The sequence below is a fragment of the Paenibacillus sp. GYB004 genome, from assembly GCF_036577605.1.
In the GTDB taxonomy this organism is placed as follows: domain Bacteria; phylum Bacillota; class Bacilli; order Paenibacillales; family NBRC-103111; genus Paenibacillus_AB; species Paenibacillus_AB oceani.
In genome coordinates, this window is record NZ_JARBDB010000004.1 from 238,771 (window position 1) to 257,783 (window position 19,013).

12 protein-coding genes are annotated in these 19,013 nt (G+C 55.8%); 8 read left to right on the plus strand and 4 right to left on the minus strand.

The window, feature by feature from the left end; genetic code table 11:
- The first annotated feature begins 86 nt into the window (after positions 1–86).
- Entirely contained in the window at positions 87–1,238 is a 1,152-nt protein-coding gene (locus PV433_RS03060; RefSeq protein WP_332070722.1) for a nitric oxide synthase oxygenase, read from the plus strand.
- A 21-nt stretch (positions 1,239–1,259) separates the two neighbouring features.
- On the opposite strand, the gene PV433_RS03065 is transcribed toward PV433_RS03060, so the two are convergent.
- Complete coding sequence (locus tag PV433_RS03065) at positions 1,260–2,183, minus strand: polysaccharide deacetylase family protein (protein ID WP_332070723.1); 924 nt, start codon at positions 2,181–2,183, stop codon at positions 1,260–1,262.
- A gap of 776 nt (positions 2,184–2,959) precedes the next feature.
- On the opposite strand from PV433_RS03065, the gene PV433_RS03070 reads away from it, so the two are divergent.
- Positions 2,960–4,126, plus strand: coding sequence for an N-acetylmuramoyl-L-alanine amidase (locus PV433_RS03070; RefSeq protein WP_332070724.1), 1,167 nt, complete (start codon positions 2,960–2,962; stop codon positions 4,124–4,126).
- Positions 4,127–4,292: 166 nt separating this feature from the next.
- Here PV433_RS03070 and PV433_RS03075 read toward each other — a convergent pair whose 3' ends face one another.
- The gene (locus tag PV433_RS03075) at positions 4,293–6,497 is read right to left on the minus strand and encodes a WG repeat-containing protein (RefSeq protein WP_332070725.1); all 2,205 of its coding nucleotides are present in this window, start codon (positions 6,495–6,497) and stop codon (positions 4,293–4,295) included.
- Between the two features lie 85 nt (positions 6,498–6,582).
- Entirely contained in the window at positions 6,583–7,359 is a 777-nt protein-coding gene (locus tag PV433_RS03080; RefSeq protein WP_332070726.1) for a helix-turn-helix transcriptional regulator, read from the minus strand.
- A gap of 165 nt (positions 7,360–7,524) precedes the next feature.
- Between PV433_RS03080 and PV433_RS03085 the strand changes: the two genes are divergently transcribed.
- From PV433_RS03085 to PV433_RS03095, 3 genes are all read left to right on the plus strand, one after another.
- Positions 7,525–8,949, plus strand: a complete 1,425-nt coding sequence (locus PV433_RS03085) for a sulfatase family protein (protein WP_332070727.1) — start codon at positions 7,525–7,527, stop codon at positions 8,947–8,949.
- Between the two features lie 334 nt (positions 8,950–9,283).
- The gene (locus PV433_RS03090) at positions 9,284–10,591 is read left to right on the plus strand and encodes an ABC transporter substrate-binding protein (protein ID WP_332070728.1); all 1,308 of its coding nucleotides are present in this window, start codon (positions 9,284–9,286) and stop codon (positions 10,589–10,591) included.
- A 113-nt stretch (positions 10,592–10,704) separates the two neighbouring features.
- Positions 10,705–11,532, plus strand: coding sequence for an HAD family hydrolase (locus tag PV433_RS03095; RefSeq protein WP_332070729.1), 828 nt, complete (start codon positions 10,705–10,707; stop codon positions 11,530–11,532).
- A gap of 176 nt (positions 11,533–11,708) precedes the next feature.
- Here PV433_RS03095 and PV433_RS03100 read toward each other — a convergent pair whose 3' ends face one another.
- Positions 11,709–12,455, minus strand: a complete 747-nt coding sequence (locus PV433_RS03100; RefSeq protein ID WP_332070849.1) for a MerR family transcriptional regulator — start codon at positions 12,453–12,455, stop codon at positions 11,709–11,711.
- Between the two features lie 148 nt (positions 12,456–12,603).
- Between PV433_RS03100 and PV433_RS03105 the strand changes: the two genes are divergently transcribed.
- The 3 genes from PV433_RS03105 to PV433_RS03115 all read left to right on the plus strand — a co-directional run bounded on the left by PV433_RS03105 (position 12,604) and on the right by PV433_RS03115 (position 18,922).
- Positions 12,604–14,214 carry a peptidoglycan DD-metalloendopeptidase family protein gene (locus PV433_RS03105; RefSeq protein ID WP_332070730.1) on the plus strand — a complete coding sequence of 537 codons (1,611 nt, stop codon included), beginning with the start codon at positions 12,604–12,606 and terminating at the stop codon, positions 14,212–14,214.
- A 1,534-nt stretch (positions 14,215–15,748) separates the two neighbouring features.
- Positions 15,749–17,068, plus strand: a complete 1,320-nt coding sequence (locus tag PV433_RS03110) for an ABC transporter substrate-binding protein (protein ID WP_332070731.1) — start codon at positions 15,749–15,751, stop codon at positions 17,066–17,068.
- Positions 17,069–17,137: 69 nt separating this feature from the next.
- Entirely contained in the window at positions 17,138–18,922 is a 1,785-nt protein-coding gene (locus tag PV433_RS03115; RefSeq protein ID WP_332070732.1) for a hypothetical protein, read from the plus strand.
- Positions 18,923–19,013 lie beyond the last annotated feature (91 nt).

Consider the following 19,013-nt stretch of genomic DNA (forward strand, 5'->3'; position numbering starts at 1 on the left):
GATCGTTCACAAACTGCTCATTTGTAGCGCATCGTTCCGGTTAGGTATACTAGAAGCATCATAGACGGAACGGAGACTTCAGGAGCATGGCGACGCAGCGGGCGATACTGGAAGAAGCGGAGACATTTATCCGGATATGCGGCGATGAGCTCGGCTGGGGCGCCGATCGTACGAACGATCGGCTGCTCGAGGTCCGGCGCCGGATCGCGGAGAGCGGGAGCTACGAGCATACGGAGGAGGAGCTTCGCCACGGAGCGCGGCTCGCCTGGCGCAACAGCAACCGGTGCATCGGTCGGCTGTTCTGGGAGACGCTCGAGGTCGTGGACGAGAGACGGCTCGAGACGGAGGAGCAGATTGCCGGGGCGCTGCTCCGCCATATCGGAAGTGCGACGAACGGCGGACGGATTCGCCCGACGATCACGGTATTCCGGCAGGCGGGGCGACCCGGCCGGGAGATTCGGATCGAGAATTATCAGCTGATCCGTTATGCGGGTTACGAGACGGAAGAAGGGATTGTCGGCGACCCGGATTCGGTCGATTTTACGAAGCGATGCCGGGAGCTCGGCTGGCAGGGGGAACGGACGGCTTTCGACGTGCTGCCGCTCGTCGTGCGGATCGGGGATCGGACTCCCCGGTTGTTCCCGATTCCCCGCGATCTCGTGCTGGAGGTTCCGCTCTCCCATCCGGAGCTGCCGGGACTTGCGGATATGCAGTTGAAATGGTACGCGGTGCCGATCGTCTCCAACATGAGGCTGGAGATCGGCGGCATCTCGTACACTGCGGCTCCGTTTAACGGCTGGTATATGGGGACGGAGATCGGGGCGCGCAATCTGGCCGACGAGCGCCGGTACAACTTGCTTCCGGCCGTAGCGTCGCTGATGGGGCTGGACATGCGGCACGAGTCGTACTTGTGGCGGGACCGTGCGCTGGTGGAGCTGAACGTGGCGGTTCTGCATTCCTACAAGAAGCACGGCGTGATGATTGTCGATCATCATACGGCGGCGCAGCAGTTTACCCGGTTCGGGGAGCGGGAGAGCCGCTGCGGAAGAGGCGTAACGGGAGACTGGACATGGCTTATTCCTCCCGTATCGCCCGCAACGACGCCGATCTTCCATAACCATTACGAGGACCGTACGGTGACTCCGAACTTCTTCCACCCGGATCATGACGGCCCGGCATCAGGCGATATCGGCGTTTGTCCGGTCAGCGGCGGTACACAAAGGGCATTCACTCCATGACGGAGCGAATGCCCTTAACGTTTACGCTGCTTCTTTGCCGGCCAACAGCTCCGGCACGGTTACGAACGTATATCCTTTTTGTTTCAGATAGTCGATCATTTGCGGCAGCACCTCGACGGTATTGTCCAGCTTGCCGTTTTTGCCTCCGAAGCTGTGCATTAAGATAATGCCTCCGGGCTTCGCATGCTCCTTGACGATCTCCATGATCTGCTCCGGCGGCGTGCCGGCCCAATCCTTCGTATCGACCGTCCAATGGATAAGCTCCTGTTTGGAGGCCGCTACCGTTTTCTTCACCTTCTCGTTGGTCGCACCGTACGGCGCACGGAACAGATCGGTTCCGCTTCCGAGCACTTTGCGGAGCGCTTCGTCGGTTTTGGCGATTTCTTCGGCGATTTGATCCGGGTTGCATTCGGTCAGTTTGGCATGATGATACGAATGATTGCCGATGGCGTGACCTTCTTTTTGAATCCGTTTCAGAACATCCCCGTACTTCGCAATCTGAATGCCAACGACGAAAAAGGTCGCCTTGACGTCGTGCTCCTTCAAAATATCCAATACTTGAGGCGTATACGTTTTGTCCGGACCGTCGTCGAAGGTGAGCGCGATCTGCTTCCCTTCCGGCTTCTTGACCGGACCGGTCGGCTTCCCGGCTTCATTTGGCTTCGCCGTTTCTTTCGGTGCTGCCGGTTTCGGTGTGCCGTCTTCCTTGCCCGGCTTCGCTGCTACGGAGCTGCCGGGCGCCGGCAAGCCGCTCTGTCCGCCGGTCATCGATGCGTTCTCTACCGGCGGAACCTGAGGGGGCGTCGTCGGACTGTGCACTTCCTCGGCTACAGCGGTCTGCGGACTTTCGCCGCCAATCCATGCGGTTTTAATCGTATAACCGGCAAAAATCAGCAGCATGACAACACTAACGACCGTTAGTCTTAATCTTCTACGTCTTCTCATAAGCTGAATCCTTTCTTTTCTTCCCATGCTGCCTGCCGATATTTAATTGAGGTCGATCGATGCTTGATTATAAGGAATGAGCTCCCGCAGCAAGCGCGGACGCCGTACCAACATTAGGCTCCGTTGTCGAAGCGTTTCATCACGGGTGAATCGGTTGCTTGGGGCGGCGCACCGCGGTTTGCGCCTGCAAGAGTTATGCGTACGCTATTGCCGAACTCTCTTATCTTATTTGACGGTTGCAGCGACACGAAAGTTTAGATGTTTTCGGGTAAATTCTACATTTTTTTTAGCGATGCAGAATATGTCTGTTTGTTAAAGCAAACCGGAGCGTTCCGGCATCATTTCGGCTCCATTACGGGACAAGTTCCTGCTGTCCGTTCGGAACGGATTTACGTATTCTGCTGCTATGTTCGAAATAAATCCCTTCTTCTGGGCTTCCGGGCAGTATTTTCTTGTTACCCCCGCGATTCGCCCCGTATAGTTCCATGGAATGGAAAAAACGGTTCTGTCGGCAGTTGCGTCTCTTTGTCGTAAATGGTAAAAATGAGAGTGAGGAACTTAAAGTGCGAGTTCAAAAAGTCCGGTTTTCAGCACCAAGAAGATGGGATGTAGCTAGGAAATGAGGAGCGGAGCGTAGTGAAAGCTACGTGAGCACCAGAGGTTCCGGCTGAATTCCATATTCGATGTCGATCAGGCTTCCTGTGCCTGCTTCGTGATCAAAAGTGGGCTTTTTGAACAACCTCTTAAACCTATTAAAAGAAAATAAGAGGACTGCTATGAAACCACCTATTGCACGGAAAGCTGTTCTGGTTCTCGGCATGATGCTCTGCATCTCTTTGCCTGTAACGGAAAAAGCGCACGCCGGCGATACGTATTCGGCTCGGGTGACCGCGGATCATCTGAACGTTCGCTCCGAACCGGCGGCTAGTTCGAAGATCGTCAGCTCTTTGTCGAATGGTGCGGTTATCACCGTCTCGGACGAGGCCTACGGCTGGCTGAAGATCAAATCGGGCCAGAAAACGGGCTGGGTAGCCGGACAATATGTGAAAAAGCTGAGCAACTCGACAGCAACTGCCGGCAGCACGGCGGCAAGTCCGGCCAAAACCGCAGCGACGAACACCTCCAAAAGCGAAGCGACGCCGAAGTCGGCGGTCGGGAACGCCACCGCAAGCAAGCACGGAGTCGTCTCGGCGGACAAGCTGTGGATGCGCAGCGGACCGGGTACGAATAACGAAGCGACGGAGCTGCTGCAGAAAGGCGCGGCACTTACGATCGTGAAGCGGGAGAACGGCTGGCTGCAGGTCCGTACGACCGCCGGCAAGACCGGATGGGTGTCCGGCCGATATGTGGACGAGACCGGAGGCAGCGTAACAGCGCAGGCGGTACGGAAAACCGGCGGTCTTAGCGGGAAAGTGATCGTGCTCGATCCCGGGCACGGCGGCGATGATCCGGGTGTGATCGGCAACAAATATAAGACGATAGAGAAGACGATTAATTTGAATACCGCCCAGTATGTTGCGGAGGAGCTGCGCCGCGCCGGGGCGAAGGTCGTCATGACCCGGACGAACGACAAGGAGCAGCCGGAGCTGTCCCAGCGGGCCGCGCTCGGCAGCAAGCAGCAGGCTGACGCCTTCGTAAGCATTCATTACAATGCGTCCCCCAAGAAAGTGTCGGGCACCTTGACGTTTTATTACTCCGAATCGAAAGACCGGCCCTTGGCCCGCAGTATCGAAGCTAGGCTCGGCCAAGGGGTCGGCATTAAAAGCAACGGGATCTCGTACGGCGATTACCATGTGCTGCGGGAAAACAAGCAGCCTTCGGTGCTGCTCGAGCTCGGTTTCCTGACAGATGCCGGCGACGAATCGGTCGTCCGCAAGGACGATTATCAGCGCAAGGCGGCGCGCGCGATCGCGGCCGGCCTGAACGATTATTTCGGCGGCTAACCCGATCGCGGCGCTTTTCTTGCGGGGAGCTGCCCCGAAAGCATTTGCAGGACCTGAGAACGCCCAACGTCCAAACGAAAGGACCTCAACTTCCACTGTAGCGTGGAGGCTGAGGTCCTTTTTCTTGGAAGAAAGTCGGTTCTATGCGAGATTCGAAATCCAAGCCTTAATGGAACGATTTCCAGAACGCCCCGTTCGTATCGAGAATATCCGCTATTTCCGCATACGGGATCTTGAAGGTCGGGAAACCTGCGACATACGGCGCGATCTCGTAAGGCGGGAACAAGATGTTCAGCGCATCCCGGTTTACGAAAAACAGCTGATCGGGCTTCACTTCTACCTTGCTGTCCGGGAAGACGTAATCGTATTCCGGATTCGTCGCGATCTGCTTCTTCACGATTTCCGTCAGCCTTTGCGTGTAAGGCGCTCCGGGCTTGAACAAGTCTTTCAGCGCATACATATCGCCGCTCGCCAGATTCAAGTGGACGTACACGCGGCTCGGCATCCCGTGGGCCGCTCCGAACGGATAGTTGTATCCGTACAGCTCGAGGACGAGCAGGTTTTTGTCGAAAAAAACAACCGCATAATCGCCGGTGTAGTTGTAGTCCAATTGCTTGTCGGCCGGAACCGGTTTCACGGCGGACAGCTCCGCGAGCTTGCGGTTGACCTTCTTCTGGACAGCCGGATCGGCCATGCCTTCGATCTGCGGATAGTAGACGAGGTAATCTTTGTTCGGCTTATACTTGACCTCCCGGACCTGATAAGGAGGACGGAGCGGCAGCACGACAGGGGGCCGCCAGACGAGCTTGCCGCTGCGGTCGTAATACGACAGCCGCTGATCGATATTGGCGCTGATCAGCTTGCCGATGAACGCCATCGTGCCGCTGCCCTCGAGCCGGGGCAGATGGGCGGCCTGCCTGCCGGAAGGGTCGATCCAGTACGTGTACCGGTCGTTGTACACGGAGGCGTACCCTTCGTGGAATTCGGTAATTTGGCCGAAATCAAAGCCGGTCAGCCGTTGTCCGCTGCCGCTGTCGGCAAGCGCGTATGTGGAGCCGAGATAAGGCCGCTTCGGATCAAGCGCTTTGCCAGCCGCCGCCCGCTGCTCTCCAAGCAGCGAGATGTCGTTATATTCGGGCTGCATAATATACGCGCCGGTTGTGTCGATCAGCCCGTATAAATTGTTGTAATCCTCCGCGATATTTACGACGGCCCGGCCGTTTTGGAAAGGCAGTGCGATGCTGAAGCGGGGAGGGATCACGATCTTCCCCTTTTCGTCGATATACCCGTACTTGCCGTTTTCCGTCTGCTGGAACGACAGGAGCCCGTCGCCCGGACTGCCGACAAAAGCATAGTTGTAGACGGCCAGACGTCTGCCGTCCGTTCCGATTAATGCATACTCGCCTTCCTTCACCTTCACGACCGCTCTGCCGTTTGCAAAGTCGGTCGCATCCAAGTATTGGGCGGGTATCGCTTCTTGTCCTGCCAGATTCAAATACCCGTAGCGGCTTAACCCGCCCGCATCCATCGTGTAGAACACCGCTCTGCCGTCATGGTAAGCGCCGATATAGTCGTAAGTGTTCGGAGTCAGAATATGGCCGAGGTCGTCGATGACACGGAACCCTTTCTTGTCGATGACAATGGCGCGGCCTTCCGAGAACGGGGAAACGGATTCGTAAACCGGCTCTACGACAAACCGCCCCCGGGCGTCGATAACGCCTTGCTTGCCGCCGGTCTCCACCACAGCGAGCCCGTTGTCCTGAAAGTCGTTCGCGTACTCGAACCGGGGAGGAAGGATCGTCTGCCCGCGTTCGTCGATATACCCCCACAGATTGCCCCCGATCGTCCTGACCGTGATCGGATACAGCGGGATCGTCCGGATGGCGGCGGCGGGCAGTCTCGTTTCGGCTTGTTCCGGCACCAGGACCGGGGCGTAACCGGAGCCGTAGCCGGTGCCGGAGATCAGCGGCCGGGCCGGGCCCGGACCGAAGTCCATCAGGCCGTATCCGGTCCATTCGTAGATCGCCAGCCGGGAGCCGTTCTCCGCATCGTGCCAGCCGGCGACGATGTTCCACCGGTCAGGACGGGTGAGCGGAGCGGCGTAGAATACGTTAAGCTCATTGCCGTACCCTCTTAAGGCGGAGGCCGGAGCCCAATTCGTTCCGCTCCAGCGGTACACCATCACATACAAGTCTCCATTGCGCCTATACACGCCGATCCACTCGGGGACGCCGTCTCCGTCCAGATCTGCGTTCAGACCGGGCTCGGCCCGATTCGGACCGCCGGCCGTCACCCACCCGTCGTCCTCCCGTTTCTCCAAGGAGGCAGTCTCGTTAAGCTTGCCGGCTTCAGCCGGGAACCGATAGGACATGCTGGTCAAACTTCCTTTCCGATTGGATGTTTGCCTACAGCATATGGAGAATGGGCGGGATTGGTGAGTACCGGTCCGAAGGAGATCATCTGTCCCGCGTGACGGAGAAGGCGGAGGGCGAGACGGACGTCGCCCGCTTGAATACCCGGTAGAAATAGGAGGTGTCGTAATACCCGAGGTAGTCGGCGATTTCAGTTACCGTAAAATCGCTGTTCAGCAGCAGATTGCGCGCCTCCGCGATACGCAGCTGCTGCATATAGGCGACCGGCGTCTGGCCGGTTACCTCCTTGAACAGCGAAATCGCGTAATTGGGGGAACGCTGGATGAGCTCGGCGAGTTCGCCTACATGAAGCGGCTCGCGGTAGTGTTCGCGGATATGCCGTTTCATTCGCTCGGCCAGCCTCCACTTCGTCGGGGAGGTGCCCGCAGATCCGGATTCGCGGCTTGCGATCGCCGCGATCTCTTGAACAATACCCGCAGCCGCCAAGCGGTGCATCGGCTTTTCCTCCTGCATTTCGCGATGCAGCGCTTCGAACCGTTTGGCCACGTAATCGATATCGCCGATTCTTTTTTTCGTAAAACAGCCGAGGTCGAACAGAGGAACGGTTCCGTGCGGGAACGAATGGTCGAACAGCGCCGAATATTTCCGGTGGGGGTGCGGCCCGTCATTCTCCGCGCTGCGGAACGTTCCTTTCGGGATGAAGACGAGATCGCCTTCTTCCGCCGTTATTAGAGTATGGTTGATGGTATACACGAGCCTGCCTTCTGTGACGAGGACGAGAATGTTGGATTCTACCGCGACCGGTGCCATGCGCCAGTTGGGAATCCTGTCGTCGTAATAGGCGGAATGGAGAGTGAGCATCCGGGAAACACCCCTAACACGCCATCATTTGTCCTCATCGTAACACGATCCGCGCTGTCATTGCCAATGTGATTTTGTACATAAAGCCGGAGTATTGTACATGGCTGGCGGCGATTCGAATTCGTTATAATGGGGGCAACCAAGCGTTGGAAGGAGCTGACGGAAGTGGAGCCACAAGCGGACAGCCGCCCGAATATCGTATTCATCATGAGCGACGACCACGCCGCCCATGCGATGAGCTGTTACGGCAGCCGGATAAATCGTACACCGAACATCGACCGGATTGCCGATGAGGGGATGCGCTTCGACCAGTGCTTCTGCACGAATTCGATCTGCGCCCCGAGCCGGGCAGCGATCCTTACAGGCGTTTACAATCATATCAACGGCGTGCGGACGTTGTCCGACCGGTTCGACGGCAGACAGCAAACGATGCCGAAGCTGCTGCAGGAGAACGGATACCAGACCGCTATTGTCGGCAAATGGCATCTCGGACACGGCGGGGAAAGCGACCCGACCGGTTTTGATTATTGGGACATCTTGCCCGGTCAAGGCGATTATATCGATCCGGCCTTCATCCGCGGAGGAGAGAGGCGGGTCATCCGCGGGTACGCGACCGATATTATTACGGATTTGTCCATCGACTGGATCGGAAGGCGCGACCCGGACCGGCCCTTTTTCCTGATGTGCCATCACAAAGCGCCGCACCGGCCGTGGATTCCGGACCCGAAGCACGCTAGCCTGTACGAGGATATCGATATTCCCGAGCCGGAAACGTTTCACGACGACTACACGAACCGGGCGAGCGCAGCAGCGGCGGCGGAGATGCGGATCGACCGGGATCTGACCGCGCGGGATCTGAAGATGGAGCCGCCGGAGCATCTGACGGGAGCCGCGCTCAAAAGCTGGAAATACCAAAGGTATATCAAAGACTATTTGAGGTGCGTCGCTTCCGTCGATGACAATGTCGGCCGCTTGCTCGATTATCTCGATGCGGAAGGGCTGACCGACAACACGATCGTCGTATACACGTCCGATCAAGGCTTCTTCCTTGGCGATCACGGCTGGTACGACAAGCGGTTCATGTATGAGGAATCGCTGCGCATGCCTTTTGTCATCCGTTATCCGCGCGGCATTCGGCCAGGGACTGTCGATGACCGGCATATGGTGCTGAATACGGATTTTGCCCCGACCTTCCTCGATTATGCCGGAATCGAAGCGCCGGCGGAGATGCAGGGCGTCACATTCCGGCCGGTGTTGCAGGAAGAGAGCCCGGAGGGATGGCGCACGTCGATGTACTACCGGTATTGGATGCATATGTCCGAGCATGCCGTCTATGCCCATTACGGCATCCGCACGGAACAATACAAGCTGATCTATTATTACGCCGACGCACTCGGCACTACGGGGTCGGAGGATAATCCGCAGCCGCCGGAGTGGGAATTGTTCGATCTGAAGAAAGACCCGCATGAGATGATCAACGTCTACGACGATCCGGACTATGCCCGTGTCGTGAACATTTTGGAACAGGAACTGTACCGTCTGCAGGCGGAAGTAAAGGACGAGAAGTACGAACCGAATCCGGCAAGGTGACCTGCCCGGATCAGGGACCAAACGGCTGACATGGTAAGAGAAGCAGTCAGTCTGTTTGGTCTGCCGGGAAGGGGAGCGTTTTTTCTAAAAGATGAAATGAGAACGGTTTCAAGGTTCGTTGGGAGGTTATCACGTGCCTGTTCCGGCAGCTCCGATTCAGCGCTGCTCGTGAGGAAGGGGAAGTTCGAGAGAAGGTTCGAGATAAGATACGATGGGAGGTGATCATCGCCGTTTTTATTTGAATGCGTTTACATATTGCAAAGGGGTACAGTCTGTTCATCCGCAGAGCAACAGTTGAAAGGTTCTATGACCAATGATGAGGGGGAGTTAGACGATGAGAAGACGCAAGGCGTTTGTGCCCGGACTGATCCTGGCGGCAGCTTTGGCCGGCTGCGGCAAAGAAACGGCTTTACCGGACGCCGAGGCTGCGGTCCAGCCCGTGAACGAGCCTGTGACTTTGAAAATTTACGATTACCAGGCCGGCATTAATGACCGCGAGCTGCAGGCGTATATCGTTAAGCCGATCCAGGCCAAATTCCCGCATATCTCGTTCGAGCTGTTGACGGCCAAATCTCCCGAGGATCTGGCTGCGTCGGGAATCGTCCCCGATCTGGTCGCCACGAGCAATGTGTACGTGAAATATATGCTGGATCTCGGGTTCGGCGAAGATATGCAGTCGATGGTGAAGACGAGCGGATTGAATCTGAACCGGATCGAGCCTGAAGCGCTGAATGAACTGAACAAGTTCGGAACGAAGGGAGAGCTGTTCGGCCTGCCTCTCTCGATGAATTACGGGGTTATGCTGTATAACAAAGAAATATTCGACAAGCTCGGCGTCCCTTATCCGAAGGACGAGATGACCTGGAGCCAGACGCTGGAGCTGGCCAAGCGGGTAACCCGGACGGAAGGCGGAATCCGCTATGTAGGCGTGTCGATGGGAGCGCCGCAAGGGTTGCTGCGGCAATATTCGCTGCCGGTCGTGGACGAGAAGCTGGGAAGGTCGGCGGTTACGTCCGAAGGCTTCAAGACGATATTTAGTTCCTTGAGGCAGCTGTACGATATGAGCGGGTATTTGGGACCGAACAAGGAATTCAACTACGGATTTAACGAATTCGCCAAAGACCAGACGCTGGCGATGAATCCGAACTGGATTGCGGCGACGACCGATACTTTGGCGCAGATGGAGAAGGAGGGCCGTTCGTTCAAATGGGATATGGTCTCGTATCCGGCCTTCGACGACCGTCCGAAGCTGGGACGCCAGATCGACTTCCACCTGTTCATGGTGCCGCCCGCATCCAAAAACAAAACTGCCGCCTATGAAGTGATCCGTACGCTGCTGTCGGACGAAGCACAGGTGGCGATGAACAAAGCCGGACGTCTGACGGTGCTGAAGGATACGTCGATGAAACAAAACTATGCAGCCGACTTGAAAGTGTACGAAGGGAAAAATTTGGCCGGTATTTTCAAAGTGTCCCCGGCTCCGGCCCCGATGAGCACGAACTACGATACGAAAATTTATTCGTTCCTCCAAGAGTCCAACAAAGAGATGGCGCAAAACAATATGGACGTCAATACGGCGCTTCGGCTTGCGGACGAGAAAGCGAACAAGCATATTCAGGAGATGAAACAGCAGGGCAAGTAGCGGGAGAGGCTCTCCCGATTGCCTGATTCTTGGATGTTTACTTGGCCTGCATACCCGGCGGCTCTCCCTCCCCTATTTCCGATTGAAAATAAAGGAAATAACGGAGATAATAGATGGACAATGAGGAACCGCTGCAGAAACTTGTGCCGCGCGTCGATGTGGAGGGGGAGAACCGGTTGCTGCCGAAAGCTTTGTTGGTGGATATGGACGATACGATCCTTGCTTATGAGCAGGGAATCGATCTGGATAGTTGCTGGGTAAGCGTGTGCGGGAAATATCTGAACGGGGAGAACGGCCCGGACGTAGGTACGATCGTCGCCGCCATCAAAGAGCACGCTCGTTGGTATTGGAGCGATGCCGAACGCCACAGACGGGGCAGGCTGGATCTGACGATGGCGAGAACCGAAATTATCGGAAGCGCGCTGGGGCTGCTCGGTATCGAGGATCGGTCGCTGGCCGGGCTGATTGCGGCCGACTATGGAATCGAGCGGGACGAGAAGATAGCTGTATTTCCGGGTGCCATCGATACGATTCATTACCTCAAAAGCTTGGGCATTCCGCTCGCCCTGCTGACGAACGGCGCATCAGCCCCGCAACGCTGCAAGATCGACCGGTTCCAGCTCGCGCCGTTGTTCGATCATATTGTGATCGAAGGGGAATTCGGCAGCGGCAAGCCGGACAGCCGCGTGTACGAGCACGCTTTGAAGCTGCTGGGAGCCGCCCCGGAGGAAGTGTGGATGATCGGCGACAATTACCAATGGGAAGTGGTTGCGCCCCAGCGGCTCGGCATCCGGTCGGTCTGGATCAATCATAAGGGCCAAGACCCGTTGTCGATGCACGAGATTCAGCCGTTTCGGACGATCCGCACGTTCAGCGAGCTCGTTCCTGTGATGGAGGAGCTGCGCGGACGCGGGCAGTCGGTTGGAGACAGGATGGATTAGAGACGTTTGTTGGAAAAAAGTTTGCGCTGGGACGAGCCGCTACGGCGGCATCGCTTCTCGCCGCGCCAAAAAAGTCCCCGTCTAGGGTGCCTGGAGCACCTCCGCGGGGACTTTTCGTGTACAACGGCCGCAGCCGGATAAGGGAACGCGGATACGTCGTCTACCGCGGCATTCGCCTATTCCCGATGCCGGTCCGCATAGACGGCCATCGCATCGCGCATAAATACGGCGAGACCTTCTCCGAACTGGTCGATGTTGCGGGTGAACCGTTCATCGTCCACGTACATTTGGCCAAGCCCTCTGAACGCCTCGGGCGAGTATTGACCCATCCGGTTCAGGAAGTCGTACCATTCCTTAATGGCGGCTTGCGACTCGTCGGACTCGGGCGAATTGCCGCGAAGCGATGCGAGCTTGGAGTAGATGGCGTTCATCGCCTCGCCCCAGGCGGCCTGCTCGTCTTTGGACAAACTTCCGACTTTGGCGTTCGCCTTGTCTACGGCTTCGTCTCCCCACCGTTTGCGGGCTTCTTTCTCGTACGGATTGTGGCTGAAGTCGAAGCCTTCGAATTTCTCTTTGTTGGACATTTGGATTTCTCCTCTCGTATGCTGAATCGTTTTCGTAATGGTGGCAATCCTCTTGTCGAGCTGGCGGCGTTTCTCCAGCAGCAACTTCCGATGCAGCTCCAGCGCTTCCTGACGGTCGAAGGAAGGACTGCTCATAATCTCTTTGATTTGTTTGAGCGGGAAGCCGAGCTCTTTAAAAAATAATATTTGCTGCAGCGTCTCCAGATTGCCGTCGGTGTACAGGCGGTATCCGGCCCCGGTCACTTCCTCAGGGGTCAGCAGCCCGATTTCATCGTAATGGTGGAGCGTCCTTACGCTGATGCCGGCCAGCTCCGCAACTTCGCTTACTTTTAGCGGAATCGCAATGACCTCCTTTCAACATTTACTCTAAAGTATAACGTAACGTGAGAGTCAACAAGAATTTGCAACGGATACGAAATAGAATTTTTCAGCTCCGTATCGTATGATTAGAGAATCAAAACCGAGTACGGAGTGGAGGATAAGAATTATGGATTCGCGGAAAGAGACGCATTCGAAACGATCCGGACTTATGTCGCGCAAATTTGGCCTGTTTCTGCTTGCCATCGTCCTCGTGGCGGCTTGTGCGGTTGTGTTCGTGAACGGGCAGCGGGCCGGACAGTCTCCGGCAGCGGAGTCCGAGGCGCCGCTTACGCCGGTACAGCCGCCTCCTCCGGAAGTCGTACAGTTCGGCATGACCGATCTGGACCGCGGGTGGATGCGTTATTCGGACGGCACTATGAAAGTAACCGAGGACGGGGGGAGCCGGTGGCGGCTGGTTGCGGACAGTCCAACAGGAGCAGGCAGCGCTGGCGCCGGCGCTGTTCCGGGGGTGTCGGCGGGCGGTGCGGCAACCGGGGCAAACGGCCCGGCGGCGAACCCGGGGACATCCGCCACGACACCGGGCGCAACACCGGGTACAGCCCCGGGCGTAACGCCGAGCACAACACCAGGCACAGCCTCGGGCGTAACGCCAGGTGCGACAAGCACAACACCGAGCATAACACCAGGCGCAGCGCCAGCTTCCCCGAACGGCACTGCCGGACCATCGGCCGTTCTGTTCGATTGGAGCACAGTGCCGGAGGGAGAGCCCAAACCCGCGGTCGTTACGGTCGGGATGAAGTCGTATGCGGTCAAGCAATCCCAGTTCGTAACCGACCGGGTCGGCTGGGTGCTGCCCGTGCAGCCGTCGGACCCGGCTGCACCGCTGCTGGTGACGACCGACGGAGGGACGAGCTGGCAGGCGGAAGTAACGCCGCAAGTTAAAGAAGCTCTGGAGGAAGAGAAGTCGCGGCTGCAGCGAATCGGCCGGGAAGCGGCATTGTATGCCACGCCGGAGCAAGCGAAGCAGACGATGGGGACCGAGTGGGTCATCCTGCCGGAGCAGGCTTCGCCCGGAGATGTCGTGCTCGTCCGGCACGACAAGCCGGGGCAGGTGGAATGGAACGGCAAGACGTACGCGCTTCAGCCGTTCGGCGCGGGTTACTTCACGTATATCCCGATTCCGCTGTCGGTGAAGGCCGGCTCGTACCCGATCGGGGACAAGCAGCTTACGATTCAAGCGAAAAAGTTCGACACCCAATATTTGCAAGTGACACAGCAGATGGAGAGCATGAAGCAGGATACGCAGCGCATCCAGGCCGATCAGAAAAAGATTAACGAGGCGCGCAGCAAATCCGAGCCCGAGTTTTTGTTTGATTCCGCCTTCATCCAGCCCGTCGAAGGCCGGCTGACCACGCCTTACGGACATACGCGTTATGTCAACGGCAAATACGACAGCTCTCATCTGGCGATCGATCTGGCGGCGAAGGAAGGAACTCCGATCAAGGCGACGAACGACGGTGTCGTCGTATTGGCGGAGATGTTGTATTTAACCGGCAATGCGATTTATTTGGATCACGGCATGGGGTTGTTTTCGCAGTATGCGCACATGTCCGAGCTAAAGGTGAAGGCTGGGGACCGGGTGAAAAAAGGCGACATTATCGGTCTTGTCGGTACGACCGGATTTTCAACGGGGCCGCACCTGCATTTTACGTTCTGGGTGCATAATGTGCAGGCCAATCCGAATCTGTTTTTTAACAAGCTGCCTTTCCAGTGGTAGAGAGGCGTTCCAGCGACCAACCTAACATCGGCTATTTGTCAGGCTGCTGAAGTGTACCTGGTCGATCATGATGCGCCGATGGAACGAATTATGTCAGAACCTACAGCGAAAAGACCGTTCGAAGCCATCTCACCAGGCTGAAACGGTCTTTTTGACGTTTCCGGAAAGCGGATAATACTTCGTTCGGCCGTTTTCCCTTGAGGCTGAATTGCGGGTGCAGTTGGAATTATGAAGCGGGCGAAGGCGGGACCAGTTAGGGAAGGGCTGCGGACACGTACACGAAGGGATTCACAAAAGTCTGCAGCAAGTCGGGCCCTCCCGGGGAGCTCAAGCAGAGGGAGCGGAAATCATGAAAAATGCGAGTCGAAAGGTGAAGAGAAACGGGGGAGCTGATGCCTAGTGCAACGCTACGTAAAAATCCCAACACTTGTACGAGCAGATTTTACCGAAGCGGCGAGTTTGCGCAGACGGGGAGGTTGGATGTACTAGTCGGCATATAGAGGTGTCGAATCAATATAGAAGTGATAGCAGGCCGTTCCAAGTGAAAAGTTACCTTCTTCTGCTCAAACAGGTTGTCCGGAATCCCTTGTTGAATAAGGATGGTAAGGTAGGGGATTCCAGACAAAACTCGCCAGAAGCTCATCTTTTCCCTTTCCACTTGGTTGTCCACATTGAATCGACAGCCTTATATAACAGGCGAGCGATGGTCGTTTGGCAAAGAATACGGTTCAACCTTGTTTTGCTCCCTGCAAATGATGATAGAGGAAACTTTACTTCCGCTAATTCATTGATCAAACTCTTTTATGGTCGTTAGCGGAAGTTTTATTTCCTCTATACGGAGGATTTCTCTGTATTTCAAGTAAATTTCCATAAATAACGGAAATAATAGTTCCGCTATCCACCTTTCTGGACGGTTTCAGGCACAGTAGCGGAAGTCTTTCTTCCGCTAATCGCTTCACCCTGCAAAAAACAACCCCTTGCTATCCTCATTCAGCGTGTTGGCGTAAATTCATTCGCCGCTGGATCCGGACACCGATCTCTGCTGCCCATACGCTGGTAGATTTATCCGTTGGTCTAATTTCGAGGTCTGGCACTAGTCGGATTTGGTATACTACATCCTATCTACAACCCAACCATTATTATATTTAAATTTATAACATCCTATCTACGTCCCAAATAAAATAAATAAACAATCAAATGTAACATTTATACGATTTCTTGTTTGTTTTAAGTGAAAAAACGTCCAAAACCCTCTTTACAGGATGTGGGAGACGAAATATAATGAGTTTCAAGGTCAATCTTCAAACGTCCTAAGTTGTCGGAAAACAATAAATTCATAATTAAAGGATGTAGATAGGACCTAATATAAACGGTCAGGAGGGAAGTTTCTTTTCTCTTGTGGAATGCAATCTCAAGCGTGATGTGGAGTAGCACTACCGTTATGAGCTAGGAAGTACGGAGACAGGCAATATGAAATGCGGATTATGAAACAAGTCCGAAAATGAAAGCGTTGTCAATAAAAGGGGGTCAAGCGATGTTTCGCAAACCGATTTCCATGTGCACGATGTTTGCTCTTGCCGCAAGTATGATCGCCGGATGCGGAGGAACGAAACCGGAGGCCGTAAACGTTCCCGGGCAGAACGTGCCCGAAGCGGGTGCGGCGGTTGCAACAGTTGAACCGGCTACGCTGAAGATTATGTATTTCGCCACGTTAATTACGCAGGAAGCGGTCGATCGGTTTATCGGCGAACCCGTAAAGAAGAAATATCCCCATATTACGATCGAATATGTGAACACGGGAGGAGGGGTCAGTTTCCAGAAGATGATCGAGCAAGGAACGCCTCCGGATCTCGTCATAACCGACTATCCGAACTTATCCGCCGTTACGGACTATGCGTATCCGCTCGACTTGAATCCTTACCTGGAGACATACAAAGTGAATCTGAATCAGCTGGACGCATCGCCTGTTCAAGGCATCCGGAACGTCGGACCCAAAGGCGAAATATTCGGTCTGCCGTGGTACGTCGATAAATTCATGCTGTTTTACAACAAGGACTTGTTCGACAAATTTGCGGTCGCGTATCCGACCGATCAGATGACTTACGAAGACCTGGTGAATGTATCCAGACGGCTTACACGCAAGGAAGATCAAGTTCAATACGAAGGCGTCCGCTGGGGCAATTTGCATACGGTCGGGATGCAGTGGGGCATTCCGATCATTAACAAGCAGACGGGAAAGGCCGATTTTCAAAACGATTTATGGAAGCGGGCCCTTGGTGTAGTGAAGGATATTCACGAAACGGGAATTACGAATTTGCCCAACGAGGCGTTTTATAAGGAAAAGCGGATGGCGATGCTTACCCAGTGGCTGAACCCGATGCTCGGTTTCGCCGAAAGCGTGGAGAAGAGCGGGCAGACGCTGAACTGGGATATGGCTTCCATTCCGCAGCATCGGGAGGCGCCCGGCATATCCGGTGCAGCCAAGCCGATTTATTTGCTAGTGTCCCAGAGCAGCAAATACAAGGAGCAAGCGTTCCAGGCCGTATCGTACATATCGACCTCGGAAGAAGTGCAGTCGCTGCTTTCGCAATACGGCAAAATAACCGCCCTGAATTCGGAGGCGATCCGAAAGCAGTTCGGCACGAAGTATGAGCTCGTCAAAGGCAAAAATATCGAGGCGATTTTCAAACATCAAACGGCTCCTCTGCCGTACAGCACGAATTACGAAAAATTGGCCAGCCCCGAGCTGAATATCGCGGGAACGGATGTCGCTTCGGGGTCCAAAGATGTCAATACCGCCCTGCGGGAAGCGGAAGAGCGGGCCAATAAAAAAATCGAAGCACAGCTGAAATAATTAAAAGTGCGTGATCAAAAGTGGACTTTTTGAACAACCTCTAAAAACGTACATGGGAGAGTGATCCGCATGAAAGGGAATCGGGTTGGATGGGAAAACGGGACCATCAGCCGCAGGAAGATGCTGGCGACGATCGGGGTGGCTGCGGCGGGCGCCATCGCGGCATCGGGCAGCACGGTCGGATTCGCCAAAAAAGCCGCCGGCGCGAGCTGCGCCATGTGCGTAGACAGTCTGGCCGACCTGACAGCTATAGACGAGTCCGAGCTTCAGGACGGACAGTGCTTCCGCTTGAAGGGCTACCGGGCGGGTACGCCGCATGGGGGCGGCGCTTATGTCTGGGATGCTTCGCTTAGCAAAGGTCTCCATAACGGCGGAACTGTCATCGATCCAAATCGGCCGCTGCCCGCGGACTGGACGAACGACGGACAAGTGGCGAATTGGTTCCTTGCGGACACAACCGGCCAAGGCTGTTATAGGAGAGTAGGAGATACGGCTATAACGCCCGAGGTGTTTGGCGCCGATCCCGGCGGTGTCATCCCGAGCCAGCGTCAAATCACCCAATGTGCGGCTGTTCACGGCGGCGTTCAACTGTCGGCGAAAGCAACTTATTTGTGCACGGGCAACATCTATCTCACCAAAGGCAACCGCGTCACCGGATACGGCCGAAGCACGAATCTTCGTTTTACGTCGGGCGGAGTCGTCCTGAGCGGAGCGGAGTCCAAGGAGTTCAGCCTCGATAATTTCCTGATCACGACAGCGGGGAGCGGCCAGATCGCGCTCGATATTATCGATGCCAGCGTTAATACGGCGCCTACGCGCTGGTCCCTAAGCAATCTCTTTTTGTACAGCGAGACCGTCGGGCAAGGGACCGGATGCCGCATACGCGGCGGATGGATCGCGTCCGTATTCAATCTGATCGCACAGCGTTTTGCTGTAGGTGTGGATATCGTAAGGAGCGACTCGCCGCCGCATGTCGGCTTTAACGGCATTTCGTTCGTCGGAGGGGAGCTGCAAGGAAACGGAGTCGGGTTCCGGTCCCGTTCTCCGCTCGGAGTCAACTTCTTCGGCACGGCCATCGAAGGGAATAGCCAGTTCGGCGCCCGTCTCGAGAACGGGACGCGTCAAGTCAACTTTGACGGCGTCTATTTCGAATCGAACGGCACGGCCAACGTGAACAATGGAGCCGATGTTGCGATCGATGTGGACGATCCGTTAGCTACGATTTACGGAATAGCCGTGAGAGGGAGCATTTTTTTACGGGGATCTTCCGGCTGCAAGCGGGCGATTGCCGTCAACAAAGCAATCGGGCTGTACATCGATCCGGCTTGTTCCTTCCATGGATATGAAAATGCGCTTGTGCTGAGTGAGATCGTTGCCAACGGGGTGAGGGGCGGCATGTTCGACGGGAGGTCGCTGCTCAGTGTAACGGGTCAGCCGGTCATCAACAATACGCTGCAGTACGGCAACCCGACAAGCCGCTCGTTCTCGCTCGGCCATGTAGCTGCCGGCCCGGATGTCGCTACTGACGGATGGCTCGGGTTCGTCGCCTTCGGGACCGGGATCGCCAATCGGGGAACCGTAGATGTGATCGTCCATGCCGACGAGCCGGGCAGCGCATCGTTTCGCCTTGCGGCTATCGATACGGCGACGAATGCGCCTTTGGGAACGGATAACGTGTTTCATGCCAGCTTGACGGCGGGAATCAATAAAGTCCAGGTCGCCTATAATTTCGAGAGCGGAGGACTCAAAGGCAAAAACGCCGCCTTCCGATTGACCCGGCAAGGCGATTCGACGACAGATACGAATGCGGGCAGCATCGCTCTGATCGAATGTATCGTCCACTATTACGGCTGACCGTTCACCCTGAACAGATTCGGCTTTTCCGTTTTGCCACCTTGGACGAATGGGTCTGTTGACTTTGAATCCTGAACGATACACAATGAAA